Origin of the sequence: Rheinheimera hassiensis, assembly GCF_022436675.1 — a bacterium.
In the GTDB taxonomy this organism is placed as follows: Bacteria; Pseudomonadota; Gammaproteobacteria; order Enterobacterales; family Alteromonadaceae; genus Alishewanella; species Alishewanella hassiensis.
The window spans coordinates 106246-120769 of record NZ_JAKUJZ010000004.1; the positions used below are offsets into that span (position 1 = coordinate 106246).

Sequence of the window (14524 nt, forward strand, 5' to 3'; positions counted from 1 at the left end):
CGGTAATGTTCTACTTCCGATCGGCGGAAGTAATGCTTCCGCTTTTGCTGTCGGCATTAATAAAACTCTATATAAATCATAACTTTGAATTATGGCCTGACTGTTGCTAAATCATTTGGCTTAACAAAGTTGAACGGGGGCTGAATGTGGCGTTAAACCATTTACAGGCAGGTAATGTGGCAAAACAGCTATTAAAGCTACAGCACAACGTGCTGCTGGCAGCGCAAGCGCAGGATTGGCAGCTATTACGCGGGCTGGATCGTCAGTTAATGGAGTTGATCCAGCAACTGGATATTGCCGGTGCCCGTGAGCAATTTGCCGTACAGCTGAGCACGCTGCGACAGAGCTATCAGCAGGTGTTAACCCTGGCTAAAAATGAATTACACCGCACTGAGACTCAAATGAAACAATTTAACCAAAACCGGCCCGGCGTGCTGGCGTATCGGCAAACCAGCGAAGGTGAAATACCATGACTCAGCTGCAGGTAGGTGTGCCAACAGCTAACTCCGGCAGCACTGTGACAATGGTGTCGTCTAATTATAGCTCTGCCAATCATAGTGCTGACAATTATAGTGCCGATAGTGCAGAGCCCGGTTTAATGTCGCCAGACGCTAAGCCATATACCGTTAGTTATGCAAAACTGCTGGCGCAATTATCAGACAATACAGATGCAGCTTTGACATTACAGGACACACATATACAGCCAGAGCTTGTTGCAGTATTAGCTGATGTCAATGCAACGTCAGACGTGACAAATGTCAATTCAATGCCGGAAATATTTAGTATCGATTTAACAGATGCTGACGCTGCGCAAGTGGCTGGTGCACTGCCAGATGTATTACCGGTTATTACGGCCGAAACAAGTATTGGCGTTGTTGCAGATACACCAATACAGCCTGAAGAATCTGCAGAAGTGCTGATAAACCCGCGGTTGTTCTCTGCCGTTAATATTTTGCCATTGCCTGTGTCAACTCAATGGCGCGCAGAGGCTGCTCAGCAAAGTGCTACAGGGTTGCCAGCTATGACTGACAATGAGTATAACGCGGCGCTGTTAAGCAGCAGCGTTTACAGCAGTGTCAAAGCAAGCGCAGACCCTGTGTTACCAGCCTCGCCAGTGTCTTTACAGCATTTCATCCGCCAGGCTCTTGAGCTGGCCCGCCCACAGAGCTTTGATAGCAGCGGGGTTAGCGGCATAGCAGCCACACAAACAGCTGTTATTGCAACAACCCCTGCAACAACCGCACCAGAGTCTGCATTTCAGTGGAAGGCTGATCAACTGGGTTTGCAAAGCAGCCAGTGGGGCCAGAAACTGGTGCATTTATTATCCGATAAAATTAATCTGCAACTGGGCCAGCACATACAGCGTGCGCAAATCCGGCTAGATCCACCGCAGCTTGGGCTAATTGAATTAAGTGTCAGCATTGATGGTGATCGCACTACTGTGCAGTTGTACGCCAGTAATAACCAGATGCGTGAAGCTATGCAGCAGAATCTGGAGCAGTTGCGTCAGCAACTGGCGCAACGCATGGGTAGTGAGCAGTTGCTTGATATAGATGTGCGCCAGCAATCACAACAACAGTCTGAGCAGCAAAAAGGTGCAGCGTCTGAGCACATTGCGGCTCATTTTACCGACGACGTAACAGAAGTAACCAGCACCAACTCAGCGCAGCTAACCACTGGCTGGTTAAACCGGCTGGTATAGGAGAACAGTAAGACATGAAAGTTTTAGTATTAGTGATTGCAGCAGTATTGTTGCTGGCCGTCGGTGGTGGTGCAGCTTATTTCTGGTTAGGGACGCCGGATAACGAGGTAACTGAGCAGCAAAAGCCACTATTTTATCCGATGGAGCGCTTTGTCATCAGTGTAGACAATGCCCAACATTCGCGTTACCTGGTGCTTGAGCTTACGTTAGTCAGCCATGACAGCCAGGTAATGGCGCAACTGCCTGACGCATCACCTTTGCTGCGTAACACGCTGGTAGAACATTTTAGCAATACCAGCCACGCCGACGCGAAAAATGCTTTTAAAGATATCCAGCAGGTACAAACCGTGTTGCTGGATAAATTTAACCAGACGCTGCGCCAGAACAAGTTCAGTTATCAGATTGAACAGGCGCTGGTCACCAACGTGTTTATTCAGTAAGGCCGTTTTATGCTGGCAACAACCCAATGGTCTGATCCGGAACAACCGAGCAGTTTTAAATTCAGCCCGGCGCAGGAAAGTGCCTTACTGAACCGTTACGGCTATCTGGTAAAACGGGCGGCGGCGCATCTACGCAGCCTGGTTGGCAGTATGGTAGACAAAGATGACTTACAACAAATTGGCCTGATGGGCCTGCTAAGTGCATTGCGCCGCTACGGCCGTGATGTTGACGAACAGTTTGAGTCTTATGCCTTTAAGCGTGTGCGGGGCGCCATGCTGGATGAGTTTCGCCGCACCGACTGGCGGCCGCGTCAGTTACGCCAGCAGTCGCATCAATTGCGGGATAAAAGCCGTGACCTTACACGACAACTGGGGCGTGTACCCACTGATGACGAGCTGTGTCAGGCGCTGAATATTGATCAAAAGACTTTGCTTGAGCTGCAATATGTTGGCCAGGCAGAGGCGATGGAAAGCCTGGATTTATTACTAGAGCAACAAGCCGAGGCTCAGCTTGGCAGCAGCAGTTTAAGCCAGTTCGAGCTTAAGCTGTCACTGACAAAGGCTATGGCGTTACTGCCCGAGCGCAATAAATTGTTGCTACAGCTGTATTACACCCATGAGTTGAATATGAAAGAGATTGCGCTGGTGCTGGAGTTAACCGAGTCCAGGGTTTGCCAGTTGCACAAGCAATCGGTGGAAATGCTCAGCAAAAAGCTGGCGCAATGGTAAAGGCACAGGAAGCAGAACAATGCAAAAAATTGTAGGTTTTATTATCGTACTGGGCGCTGTGGTCGGTGGTTATATGTTTGCCGGTGGCAATGTGGCAACACTGTGGCAACCTGCTGAGTTTCTTATTATTTTCGGTGCCGGTTTCGGTGCTCTGGTAGTGGGTAATTCCAGCTATGTGTTAAAAGAAATGTGGTCGCAGTTGAAGTCGCAGTTTATAAAACACAAAGACAGCAGTGCGCTGTACCGCGAGCTGTTGTTATTAATGTATTCATTGCTGGATCTGGCCAAAAGTAAAGGCTTACGTGAGTTGGACGAACATGTCGAAAACCCGCATACCAGTTCGGTTTTTCTCGCTTACCCATTGGTGCTGGAGCATGAGGCGCTGGTGGTGTTTGTTTGTGACAATTTACGACTGATGAGCATGGGCAAACTAAACGCGCATGACTTTGACAGCCTGCTGGAGCAGGAAATTTATACCATTGAACAGCAAAAGTTAAAGCCATCTTCAGCCATGTATTCAATAGCTGAAGCTATGCCGGGTTTTGGCATTTTGGCCGCGGTGGGCGGCATTATCATTACCATGCAGCATCTGGATGGCCCGCTAAGCAATATTGGTTATCACGTTGCGGCTGCACTGGTAGGCACCTTTATTGGTATTTTTGGCTGCTACTGTCTGATGGCGCCGTTGAGCTCAGCGATGGAACAGTATGTGAAAAAGCAGGTTGCACTGCTTGAATGTGTACGCGCTATTTTGGTGGCCCATGCTAAAGGCCATGTGGCGATAGTAGCAACTGACTCTGGCCGTCGGATGATTAACGAAGAGCAGAAGCCGTCGTTTACCACGATGGAACAGTGGATTAACGATAAGGCCGCCTGATGAACAGCTCCAGCTCGCCGGTTATTATTAAGCGCAGTCAGCGTAGCGCCGCCAAAGCCAAATCCGGCGGTGCCTGGAAAGTCGCCTTTGCCGATTTTACGCTGGCAATGATGGCGTTCTTTATGGTGTTGTGGATTTTAGAAGTCTCCAATATGAAAGAGCGCGCCGAGATTGCCAACTATATGCGCACCCATTCCATTTTCGAGGGCAGCCCGGCGCCGTTTGAACCGGGTAACAGCCCGTTTCCGGTCGATTTGGGCGGCACACCCTCGGTGATAGATCAGAATTCTGCTAACACTTTACCGCCGGATAACCCGCTGCCGGGTATGTCGGAATATTTGCAGGTACCCTCAGGTGACGACAGGCCGCTGGCAGGTAAGGGCGATAAGCTAAATTCACTGATTGATGGCCAGTTTGACAGCCCGGCTGAACTGAGTTTATTGCTGCAAGCCTTTGAACAGGTGGCAGCAGAGTTAATGGCGCAGGATCATATCCAACTGGACATAGTGCCCTCGGGCTTGCGGGTTATTATTCGCGACAATAAAAAGCAGCAAATGTTTATCCGTGGGCAAATGCGTATGACACCGTTTTTTGAAGACTTGCTGCTAAGCCTGGGGCCGGTGTTTAAAAAAGTACAAAACAAACTGATCATTTCCGGCCATACCGACAGCACGGCGTTTAGTGGCAGCCAGTACAGCAACTGGGAATTATCCGGCGATCGTGCTTTGCAGGCCCGCCAGGTGTTGGCTGCCGGTGGCATGCCGGTTGAGCGGGTAGCGCAGGTGGCGGCATTTTCCGCTACCCGGCCGCTAAACGAGCAAGACCGTGGCGACAGCGCTAACCGGCGCATTGAATTGCTGATCTTAACCAGTGCCGCCGAGGCGGAATTAAACCAGCTGTTTTCCCCCGATAACCAGAACAACGCCGTCCAGCAAGCAGCAGAAGAAGCACAGCGCAATCAACCCGTTGGCCGTTCAGGAATAAGGATAACCGATGGTAGCAACTAAACCTGATGCTTCGCGCAAGTATTTACGCTGGTACTTTAGCGCCCAAAGTCAGCCTGTGGCTATTCAATCTAAAGGTATAGCGGTAAAACTGTGGCAGAGCGGCTTATTTGGCAGCCAGATATGTCAGGCAGTGGTAAAAGACATGAGCCTGGGCGGTGCCGGTTTACTGGTGCCGCTGGCAAAAACGGTACCGGATATCGTCATGGTTGAATATGACAACCAGTTTAAGATTAAAGCTGAGGTGGTATACCGCCGTCAGGTCAGCGACAAGCTGGTGTTTCTTGGTATCAGCTGGCTGGATGCCAAGCGTGAACAGCGGCTGAATTTACTGCGCCGCTTAAGTAAAAAAGCCTACCGGGCATCACGCGATACCGGTGCGACAGATAACGTAACTACAGATGAATAAGATGAAAACTCCCACTTTGCTGATCCCGGCTGAACAGGCTGCCCACTGCCAGCCTTTTGCGTTGACACTGGACCAGCGCCGGTTTAGCGCTGCCAGTAAACAGGCGAAACAGCGCTTACCTGATTTAGCGCAGGCAGTAGAGATAGAACTGAGCAAATTACTGACCGATGTCGAATTTAATATTGAACTGACGTTATGCCAGGGTAGTGCGCTTGACAGCTGGCTGGCAGAGCCTGGCCGGTTGTTGTTGCAGTGTCCGGTGTTGGTGCCAACTGATACCAACTGTTATCTGGCGCTGGATTACACCAGCGTACACCATCTGGCTGACTTATCGCTGGGTGGCCAGCTGAGTAAAGTGCTGCCTGGCGATGAAAAAACTGAGCTAAGTGCTTCAGAGCTGCGCATTTGTAGCCGTATCGCCCAGCGCCAGTTACAGGCCATGCAACAACTGTTGTTTAAAGAACAGTCGGCTTTACCGGCCAGTGCCATAAAACAACAAATGGAACCTACCCGGTTTCAGTATCTGCCGTTAAAGGTGCGCTTGTTGCTTGGCAGCGATGTGATTAGCTGGTTTCTATGGTTGCCGCTGGAGTTCTTTATCGCACCGCAACATCACAGTGCTATCAGCGCCAGTGCAGTAGATGTATCACCCTGGCCGCAGGTGCCGGTGCAGTGCCGGGTTGAGATGGTGCGCAAAAAAGTGAGTTTGCGCCAGCTGCAGGCTTGTCTGGATGGAGCTGTGCTGCCAATAGAATTTGGCAGCGCTATGACATTACAGCTTAACCAGACAGCGTTATTTCTGGGCAAAGTGGCAGAAGAAGCCAACAGCCTGGTATTCCAGATTACTGATATCGTTAATAAAGAGAAACAAGCATGAGCGAAAACCTGAATAACAGCAAAGGTCTGGATGCGGCTTTAGCCGGGCTGGATATGATGGAGATGGACGATATCTTCGAGCAAAGCAGCGATGGCGCCACCGCCCCGGGTGATGGCTTGTCGATGTTCCGTGATGTGCCGCTGACCGTCACGTTAGAAGTGGCCAGTACTGAAGTTACGCTCGGTGAGCTTAGCCGGGCCAGTGTCGGCGACGTGCTGCCGCTGGATAAAGCCGTAGGCGAAGCGCTGGATGTAAAAGTAAACGGTGTGCTGTTTGCCAAAGCGGAAGTGGTGATGGTCGACGGCAAATATGGCCTTAAGTTTGTCAACCGCAAGACGACACCTGAGCATCATGAGTAAGCCGTTGCAAACCCTGTTGATACTGCTGGCGGCTATGTTGCTTAGCGGTACGGCAATGGCAAATGATTTAACACTGTTATCGGTACGCGATGCCGACGGCGGCCAGGACTACAGCGTAAAGCTGCAAATTGTGCTGTTGATGACAGTTTTAAGCCTGATCCCCGGCATGCTGATGGTACTGACCTCGTTCACCCGCATTGTTATTGTGCTGGCTATTTTGCGCCAGGCACTGGGATTACAGCAAAGCCCGCCTAACCGTGTACTGGTTGCTATTGCAATGATGCTGACACTACTGATTATGCGCCCGGTGTGGCAGGACGTATATCAAAACGCATTTAAGCCGTATCAGGCTGACGAAATGACGCTTGAGCAAGCCCTGGTACGCGCAGAGCAACCACTGCGCCAATTTATGCTGGCGCAAACACGCGAGAGTGAGTTGCATCAGGTTTTGCTAATAGCTCAGGAGCCTACCACCATGGCCGCGGCTGATGTGCCAATTGAAGTGTTGATCCCGGCTTTTGTGTTAAGCGAGCTGACCACAGCATTTCAGATAGGCTTTATGTTGTTTTTGCCATTTTTGATTATTGATATGGTGGTGGCCAGCGTGTTGATGTCAATGGGTATGATGATGTTATCACCGCTTATTATCAGCCTGCCGTTTAAGTTAATGATTTTTGTGCTGGCTGATGGCTGGTCTATGGTCGCGGGTACCCTGGCGGCAACTTTTGGAACTATACCGTGAGATCAGCCTTGAGAAAGGCCATGATATTAGCCATGAACGGAGTAAAATAATGAGCCCGGACCAGAGTACAGAGCTTGTGGCACAGGCCGTGTACACCATCATCAAAATTTTGTTGGTCATGGTGGTACCCAGCCTGATCCTGGGCTTAATTATTGCCGTGTTCCAGGCCGCTACGTCTATTCAGGAACAAACCCTGACGTTTTTGCCCCGCATGGTGCTGACGTTACTGATGCTGATATTTGCCGGCAACTGGATCCTGCAAACCTTGGTAGACTGGTTTCGTAATCTGATGCTGATTATCCCCGGAGTATTTGGATGACCTCCTTAATCTCGCTCACCAGTGCTGAACTGATGAGCTGGATTGGTGCTGTCTGGTGGCCGTTTGTGCGCTTATCCGCCTTGCTGTGGGCAATGCCGGCTTTTGATAACCCCGGTGTACCACCGCGGGCCAGAATTCTGTTGGCAGTGTTTATTAGTTTTTTGCTTAGCCCGTTGCTTTCAGCTATGCCAGCCGTAGATCCCTTATCACTTGATGCTGCTGTAATCACATTCGAACAAATTGGCTTTGGCATTATGATGGGCTTAGCAGTGCGTATGCTGTTTGAAGTACTGATGATGTCAGGAATGATGTTGTCGATGCAAATGGGGTTGTCGATGGCGACGATGATGGACCCGGCTACCGGTGACTCGGCACCGTTACTGGGGCATTTATTCTGGATGATGGGAGCACTGTTATTTTTTGCGCTGGGAGGCCATTTGCTGGTGCTTGCTGTACTGGTTGACAGCTTTTCACTGTGGCCGGTAGGCACCAGTTTATATCAGTTGAATATCACCGTGTTGTTGCAAATGTTCGGCTGGATGTTTAGTGCGGCCTTGCTGGTTGCATTGCCCGGCGTAATTGCAATGTTATTGGTTAACCTGACGTTTGGTGTTGCTACCCGCGCTGCGCCATCGCTAAATATTTTTGTGCTTGGCTTTCCGATGAATATGGTGCTGGGTTTCGTTTGTGTGTATCTGACTGTTGTGCAAACCGGCTATCGTTTCTCTGCGATGATTAACGAGATGCTGGATAACCTTTATTTGCTGATGAGATAACTAATGGCAGAGCAAAATAGCGCACAGGAAAAGTCAGAACAACCTACAGCGAAACGGTTAGAAAAAGGGCAAAAAGAAGGCCAGGTTGCCCGCTCTAAAGAGCTCAATACAGCGGTACTGTTAATGATGGGGGTGGCCGGTTTACTGTGGTTTGCCCAGCTGTTTCTGACACTATTTATGCAGTTAATGCAGCGTAGTTTACAGTTGAACAAAGCCATGCTGGCCGATGAGAAATTGATGCCGTTGGCGGTAGGGCAAGCGATTGGCGATATGCTGGCAACCTTGTTTCCGTTTTTGTTTCTGCTATTTATGGCGATGCTGATTATTGGCGGTATGCCGGGCGGTTATATTTTTTCTGCTAAGTTATTTAGCCCGCGTTTTAAACAGCTGGACCCGCTAAAAGGGTTGGCCAAAATGGTTAGCCTCAATTCGTTGGTAGAACTGTGTAAGTCAATTTTGAAGATCGCGCTGTTGGCCGGCTGCCTGTACTTATTTCTTAGTCAATTATGGCAACGGCTATTAATGTTGCAGCGGCTGGACATTAATGCTGCCTTACAGGAAGGCATGGGATTGCTGGCACTTTGTCTGATGTTAACGGTGACTGCGTTATTACTGGTCGCGGCAATTGATGTGCCTTATCAGGCACACAAAATTGCGCAAGAATTGAAAATGACCAAGCAGGAAGTAAAAGAAGAGCGGAAATCCGCTGATGGTAGCCCGGAGATAAAAGGCCGTATCCGCCAGATCCAGTTTCAGATGGCCAACCGTCGCATTGAAGAGCGGGTGCCCAAAGCCGATGTTATCGTGATGAACCCAACACACTATGCTGTGGCGATCCGCTACAGTGAAAAAGATGCCAAAGCGCCCTATATAGTGGCCAAAGGCATAGATGAAATGGCACTGCGTATCAGGGCTGTAGGCCAACGCCATCAGATAGAAGTGTTAGAAGTGCCCGTACTGGCACGGGCCATCTATTACTCCACCCGTGTTGATCAGGAAGTACCCAAAGGTTTGTATACGGCAGTCGCCTATGTACTGACCTATGTTATGCAGTTAAAAGCCTACAAGCAGGGCCGTGGCCAGCAACCGGCACCATTGCCGGCACTGGATATTCCGAAATCGTTGTTAGACAAAGCTAATGTCCGAGGTAGTTAAACAGTGAACTGGCGTACTCTTACCCAACCTTATACTGCTATTCCCGTATTGCTGCTGGCTATTCTGGCGATGGTGGTATTACCGCTACCAGCCTGGATGCTTGACGCACTGTTTACCTTCAACATAGTGCTGTCGGTGATCGTACTGTTAGTTGCGGTATCAAGCAAAAAGCCACTGGATTTCTCGGTATTCCCCACGGTGCTGCTGGTGGCCACCTTAATGCGGTTAACGCTGAATATCGCTTCTACCCGCGTAGTATTGTTGCATGGTCATGAGGGTTCAGATGTTGCTGGCCGGGTGATCCAGGCTTTTGGTGAAGTGGTGATTGGCGGCAACTATGTTGTCGGTATGGTGGTGTTTATCATTCTGATGGTGATTAACTTTGTGGTTATCACCAAAGGCGGCGAGCGTATTTCCGAAGTGGCTGCCCGCTTTACGCTGGATGCTTTGCCCGGCAAGCAAATGGCCATAGATGCTGATATGAACGCCGGCCTTATTGGCCCGGAACAAGCCAAAGAGCGGCGCAATGAAGTGGCTCGCGAAGCAGACTTCTATGGTTCAATGGACGGTGCGTCTAAGTTTGTTCGTGGCGATGCTATTGCCGGTTTAATTATTCTGGTGATTAACCTGCTTGGTGGCATCAGCATCGGGGTATTCCAGCATGGCTTGAGTATGGGCGAAGCCTTTCAGCGCTTTGCACTGCTTACCATAGGTGATGGCCTGGTTGCCCAAATCCCGTCCTTATTGCTGGCTGTTGCTGCGGCGATCATTGTTACCCGGATGAATGATGAAGGCGAGATGTCTGATGAAGTCGGCAAGCAGTTGCTGGCATCACCCAGGGTGCTGCTGACCACCGGCGGTATTATGCTGATCCTGGGGCTGGTGCCGGGTATGCCGGCACTGGCCTTTGTCAGCTTTGGTTTGCCACTGGTGTATGTTGCCTGGCGCCTGCAACAGCGGGTAGACAAAGGCGAGCTGGTGCAGGCTGAACTGTTAACCGAGAGCATAGCGCAAACACCAAAAGCACTGGCGTGGGACGATATCCCCCATGTTGACCGCTTATCAATAGAGTTGGGGTTTCGTCTGGTGTATCTGGCCGACAAAGATAAAGGCGAAGAGCTGGTGCAAACCTTACGCGGTATTCGTAAAACGCTGTCAGAGCAAAGCGGCTTTTTATTACCTGAAGTGCGGGTACGCGACAATTTGCAGCTCAACCCGCAGGAATACCGGATTAAACTGGCCGGGGTGCCTTTAGCCAGCGGGCGGTTAAACCCGCAGCAATTGCTGGCGCTTAACACCGGCGAAATTTATGGCCAGTTGGACGGTGAAATTACCCGTGACCCGGCTTATGGCCTCGAAGCAGTATGGGTTGACAATAATACCCGTGCCAAAGCGTTGAACCTGGGGTATTCGGTGGTTGATCTGGCGACCATTGTTGCCACCCATGCTGGCAAAATCATTAAAGAAAACTTATCTGAGCTGTTTGTCTATGAAGATGTCAAGCAGCTGAATAAGCGGTTGGCTGCAGTCGCCCCGGTACTGGCTGAAGCGCTGGATAAAGCGCTCAGCGCAACAGTGCAACTAAAAGTATACCGGCTGATGCTACGTGAGCAGGTAAGCCTGGGTGATATTCTGACTATCGCCAGCACCTTGCTCGACAGCAGCGAAGTGACCAAAGATCCCATTTTGCTCACCTCTGATGTACGTTGTGCACTGCAGCGGGCACTGGTGCGGCAAATCAGTGGCGACAAAGACGAGCTGGCAGCCTTTACACTGGATGAAAAGCTGGAGCAAACCTTACAAAGTGCGCTCAACCAAGCAATGCAGGCAGGCAAAGTCGCGTTAGACAGCTTTCCGGTAGCACCTAATCTGCTAAGCCAGTTTCAGCGCAATATGCCATTAATTTGCAGCCAGATGCAGCAACAGGGCCATACACCGGCATTGGTAGTCGTGCCGCAGTTGCGCCCTCTGCTGGCGCGTTATGCCCGCACTTTTACACAAAATTCGCTGGCAGTGCTTTCTTATAACGAAATCCCGGAAACATTGCGGGTAAATGTAATTGGTGCTTTGGGCTAAGGTGAGGTGTTTCGCTGGCCTGAGCTGTCATCGCGCTGTCACAGCACTGCGCTAAGCTAAACGGTGTATTTAGATAGTTGTGCAAGCTTTGTAAATAGTTAGTCAGTTTTAGTTCAGGGCTGGTCTGAGCAGTTAGCGCTGAAATGCGACCGAATATGTAACAATATGTAGTTTTAACTACATGATCTTTAAGATCATGAAAGATCTTTTTAAAGTTTGGCTTGCCAGATAATAGTAATTTAGATATCTTTAAAGTTATTCAGTTTAGGTTCATAAATCATTTTAAGGTTTATGAGCCAGTTAAGACAATTAAAAGGCAAACTGCACCGAAAGGGCAGGACGCAAAGCCTCCGGTCTACGGCGTTTAAAAACGTTACGATAGCGGGGTTGCATTAGCTTGGCGACATCCTCGTGATGTGTCTCTGCCTGCACGGCTGCCCGTGTCAGTGCTGAGCGCTTTCTATGCAGTTTTCCTTTTATTTTCTTAGCCAGTGGCGTATCGCGTTGCGATACCGGTTGCGGTTAAATAAAAGGGTATCAATGTGTCTTTGTTTTCTCTTAGCTTGTGGTTTAGCACCTCTGCAATTGGCACTGCCATTGCGGGCTCAGTGCTGATCCAGCCAGCCGAGCAGGCGCAGTGGCAGCTTGACAGCAGCGCCTTTCATTGCCGTTTGCAACAGCGGGTTAGCGGGTTGGGCCAGGTGAGTTTTTCCCAGCAACCCGGCCAGCCGCTGCAACTGGAGCTAGAACTGGCACAGCCTTATCCCGCTTTAGAGCAAGCCACAGTTGCTGCGCGCAGTGCCGATTGGCAGCCTGATGTTATCCAACCACAAAGCCCACCCTATATTGCCGAGTTATATCATGATAGCCAGATAAGTTTCTTGCAGGCGGCGTTACCGTTATTTCAGCAAGTGCAGGCGGGGGCCTGGTTACAGTTTGATCTGAGCAACGGCCGCCAGCAGCAACAGCTGTTACTTACCAGCGTGCGTGGCCACGAGGCAGTAGAGCAGTTTCGCGGCTGTGTGGCGAAAATGTCGCCACTGTCATGGCAGCAGGCGCGTGATACCGATATTGTTTTTGCCTCAGGCCAGCGCCTGGTTGACCGCACGCAATTGCCGGTATTGCAAAAACTGGCGCGCTATCTCCAACTTGACCCTGCAGTGAACAAAATTCTTATTGACGGTCATACCGACGACGTTGGCACGGTATTGGCTAACCGGCAGCTATCAAAAGAAAGAGCAGATGAAGTGGCCGCGCAACTGATTGAGCTGGGGGTAAAAGCCAGCATGCTGGAAGTACGTGCCCATGGTAATCGTTATCCGTTATTACACAGCCAGGGCAAGGCTGAGCAATCTAATCGCCGGGTGTCTATCCGGTTAATCCGAACCACTTCCTGAGCAGGATCTGACTAACCATGAATTCACCCTACGTGTTATGGATAGACCAACAAAAACCTGGTGCCGAGGCGCAGCAATGTATCAGCGCTGAAGGTTACCGCTTATTACACACCCATAGCGTGACTGAGATTATCAGCCTGTGCCATGACTACCAGCCAGCACTGGTATTTATTGACAGTGGTATGCCGCAAATGACGTTACCGGATTTGGTCACGCTGGTGTACCGCAAGCTACCTGCCGCGCAAATTATCAGTATGGTCAATAATGACCAAAGCGAATTGGCATCCGATACCTTACAAAGCGGCGCTATTGATTATTTACTTAAACCTTTTTTTGCCTCGCAGTTAAAAACCTCAATCCGTAACGCTACAGCCATGAGCAAAGGGCTGAAAGACTTAGTGGCAGTGTCGCATGCCAGCCGTCAGATCCTGCAACTGGCTAACCGGGCCGCGCAAACTGAAGCCAGCGTATTAATACTGGGCGAGTCCGGTACCGGTAAAGAACGATTGGCGCAGTTTATTCATCAGGCTTCAGATCGTGCTGATAAACCTTTTATTGCCATTAATTGCGCGGCTATACCGGAACATATGCTTGAAGCCATGTTGTTTGGTTACAACAAAGGCGCTTTTACCGGCGCTGTCAGCCAGCAAATTGGTAAATTTGAAGCGGCCAACGGCGGCAGTATTTTGCTGGATGAAATTTCTGAGTTACCACTGGCCTTGCAGGCTAAATTATTGCGGGTGCTGCAAGAGCGTGAACTGGAGCGCCTTGGCAGTAACAACCGTATTAAGCTGAATATTCGCGTTATTGCCGCCAGTAATAAAAACCTGCGCACTCAGGTAGAGCAGGGGCTATTTCGCGAAGACTTATTCTACCGGCTGGATGTTTTGCCACTAAGCTGGCCAGCGCTGCGCGAGCGGCGTGATGATATTTTGCCACTGGCAGAGTTCTTTATTAACAAGTACGGCAACGGCAAATACCGTTTAAGCCGCGGCGCAGCCGATGTGATGCTGCAGTATAACTGGCCGGGCAATGTGCGTGAGCTGGAAAACGTAATGCAGCGGGCCCTGGTTATGGCGCGCGGCATTGAACTACAGGTTGCCGATCTGAATTTACCGCAATGCCACCCGCAGGCCGCCGCTATTTGTGCCAGCCTGCTTAAGCAAAGTAAGAAAAATGCCGAGTTTGATTACATTCTCGATGTACTGAACAAATGTAATGGCCATCGCACCCGCACCGCACAGGCTCTGGGGGTGAGTACCCGTGCCCTGCGCTACAAATTAGCCGCCATGCGTGAGCATGGTGTCGACATAGACGCATTAGCTTCTTAAGGAATTTATGATGATTTCACCAATAAACAGCCAAAGCCAGATGCTGGATATGATGACTGCACTGCAACAGGTTGCCAGCAATGAGCGCGTTGCACCGGCTAACAATGACAGCGGCATCGGCAGCGATTTTTCCCAGGTGATCCGGTCAATCAATCAGCAGCAGAATATCGCTGCCGACATGATGACGGCAGTAGACACCGGCCAGTCTGACGATGTGGTAGGTGCTATGGTTGCCAGCCAGAAAGCCAGTTTAAGTTTCTCTATGTTGCTGCAGGCGCGTAATAAAGTTCTGAGCGGCATTGATGATGTAATGCGGATGTCACTGTAAGGA

At 50.2% G+C, this 14524-nt stretch carries 17 protein-coding genes and 1 riboswitch; all 17 genes read left to right on the top strand.

Features of this window, described 5'->3' with window-relative positions:
• Positions 1–146: 146 nt before the first annotated feature.
• The 17 genes from MJX74_RS09240 to fliE all read left to right on the top strand — a co-directional run bounded on the left by MJX74_RS09240 (position 147) and on the right by fliE (position 14521).
• Positions 147–473 carry a hypothetical protein gene (locus MJX74_RS09240; RefSeq protein WP_240222578.1) on the top strand — a complete coding sequence of 109 codons (327 nt, stop codon included), beginning with the start codon at positions 147–149 and terminating at the stop codon, positions 471–473.
• The gene (locus MJX74_RS09245; protein ID WP_240222579.1) at positions 470–1702 is read left to right on the top strand and encodes a flagellar hook-length control protein FliK; all 1233 of its coding nucleotides are present in this window, start codon (positions 470–472) and stop codon (positions 1700–1702) included. The genes MJX74_RS09240 and MJX74_RS09245 overlap by 4 nt, the downstream gene beginning before the upstream one ends.
• 14 nt (positions 1703–1716) lie before the next feature.
• Complete coding sequence (locus tag MJX74_RS09250; RefSeq protein ID WP_240222580.1) at positions 1717–2142, top strand: flagellar basal body-associated FliL family protein; 426 nt, start codon at positions 1717–1719, stop codon at positions 2140–2142.
• 9 nt (positions 2143–2151) lie between these two features.
• Complete coding sequence (locus tag MJX74_RS09255; protein WP_240222581.1) at positions 2152–2871, top strand: FliA/WhiG family RNA polymerase sigma factor; 720 nt, start codon at positions 2152–2154, stop codon at positions 2869–2871.
• 19 nt (positions 2872–2890) lie between these two features.
• Entirely contained in the window at positions 2891–3748 is an 858-nt protein-coding gene (motA, locus tag MJX74_RS09260; protein ID WP_240222582.1) for a flagellar motor stator protein MotA, read from the top strand.
• A complete protein-coding gene (locus MJX74_RS09265; protein ID WP_240222583.1) occupies positions 3748–4755 on the top strand; it encodes a flagellar motor protein MotB in 1008 nt (335 codons plus the stop codon). Before motA ends, MJX74_RS09265 begins: the two co-directional genes overlap by 1 nt.
• A complete protein-coding gene (locus MJX74_RS09270) occupies positions 4742–5161 on the top strand; it encodes a PilZ domain-containing protein (RefSeq protein ID WP_240222584.1) in 420 nt (139 codons plus the stop codon). The genes MJX74_RS09265 and MJX74_RS09270 overlap by 14 nt, the downstream gene beginning before the upstream one ends.
• A 1-nt stretch (position 5162) precedes the next feature.
• Positions 5163–6038 (top strand): FliM/FliN family flagellar motor switch protein, encoded by an 876-nt coding sequence (locus tag MJX74_RS09275; protein WP_240222585.1) that lies wholly within the window; start codon positions 5163–5165, stop codon positions 6036–6038.
• Positions 6035–6397: a FliM/FliN family flagellar motor switch protein gene (locus tag MJX74_RS09280; protein WP_240222586.1), complete on the top strand. Its 363-nt coding sequence runs from the start codon at positions 6035–6037 to the stop codon at positions 6395–6397. The genes MJX74_RS09275 and MJX74_RS09280 overlap by 4 nt, the downstream gene beginning before the upstream one ends.
• On the top strand, positions 6390–7139 hold the full coding sequence (gene fliP, locus MJX74_RS09285; protein ID WP_240222587.1) for a flagellar type III secretion system pore protein FliP: 750 nt from the start codon (positions 6390–6392) through the stop codon (positions 7137–7139). Before MJX74_RS09280 ends, fliP begins: the two co-directional genes overlap by 8 nt.
• A gap of 49 nt (positions 7140–7188) precedes the next feature.
• Positions 7189–7458 carry a flagellar biosynthetic protein FliQ gene (locus MJX74_RS09290; RefSeq protein WP_240222588.1) on the top strand — a complete coding sequence of 90 codons (270 nt, stop codon included), beginning with the start codon at positions 7189–7191 and terminating at the stop codon, positions 7456–7458.
• Positions 7455–8234 carry a flagellar biosynthetic protein FliR gene (gene fliR / locus MJX74_RS09295; protein ID WP_240222589.1) on the top strand — a complete coding sequence of 260 codons (780 nt, stop codon included), beginning with the start codon at positions 7455–7457 and terminating at the stop codon, positions 8232–8234. The genes MJX74_RS09290 and fliR overlap by 4 nt, the downstream gene beginning before the upstream one ends.
• A 3-nt stretch (positions 8235–8237) precedes the next feature.
• The gene (gene flhB, locus MJX74_RS09300) at positions 8238–9389 is read left to right on the top strand and encodes a flagellar biosynthesis protein FlhB (protein WP_240222590.1); all 1152 of its coding nucleotides are present in this window, start codon (positions 8238–8240) and stop codon (positions 9387–9389) included.
• 3 nt (positions 9390–9392) lie between these two features.
• A complete protein-coding gene (gene flhA / locus MJX74_RS09305) occupies positions 9393–11465 on the top strand; it encodes a flagellar biosynthesis protein FlhA (RefSeq protein ID WP_240222591.1) in 2073 nt (690 codons plus the stop codon).
• A gap of 305 nt (positions 11466–11770) precedes the next feature.
• Positions 11771–11860: riboswitch (cyclic di-GMP riboswitch) on the top strand.
• A 147-nt stretch (positions 11861–12007) separates the two neighbouring features.
• Positions 12008–12862 carry an OmpA family protein gene (locus tag MJX74_RS09310; RefSeq protein WP_240222592.1) on the top strand — a complete coding sequence of 285 codons (855 nt, stop codon included), beginning with the start codon at positions 12008–12010 and terminating at the stop codon, positions 12860–12862.
• Between the two features lie 17 nt (positions 12863–12879).
• Positions 12880–14193 (top strand): sigma-54-dependent transcriptional regulator, encoded by a 1314-nt coding sequence (locus MJX74_RS09315; protein WP_240222593.1) that lies wholly within the window; start codon positions 12880–12882, stop codon positions 14191–14193.
• A 10-nt stretch (positions 14194–14203) separates the two neighbouring features.
• Positions 14204–14521, top strand: coding sequence for a flagellar hook-basal body complex protein FliE (fliE, locus tag MJX74_RS09320; RefSeq protein ID WP_275692734.1), 318 nt, complete (start codon positions 14204–14206; stop codon positions 14519–14521).
• Positions 14522–14524: the final 3 nt, after the last annotated feature.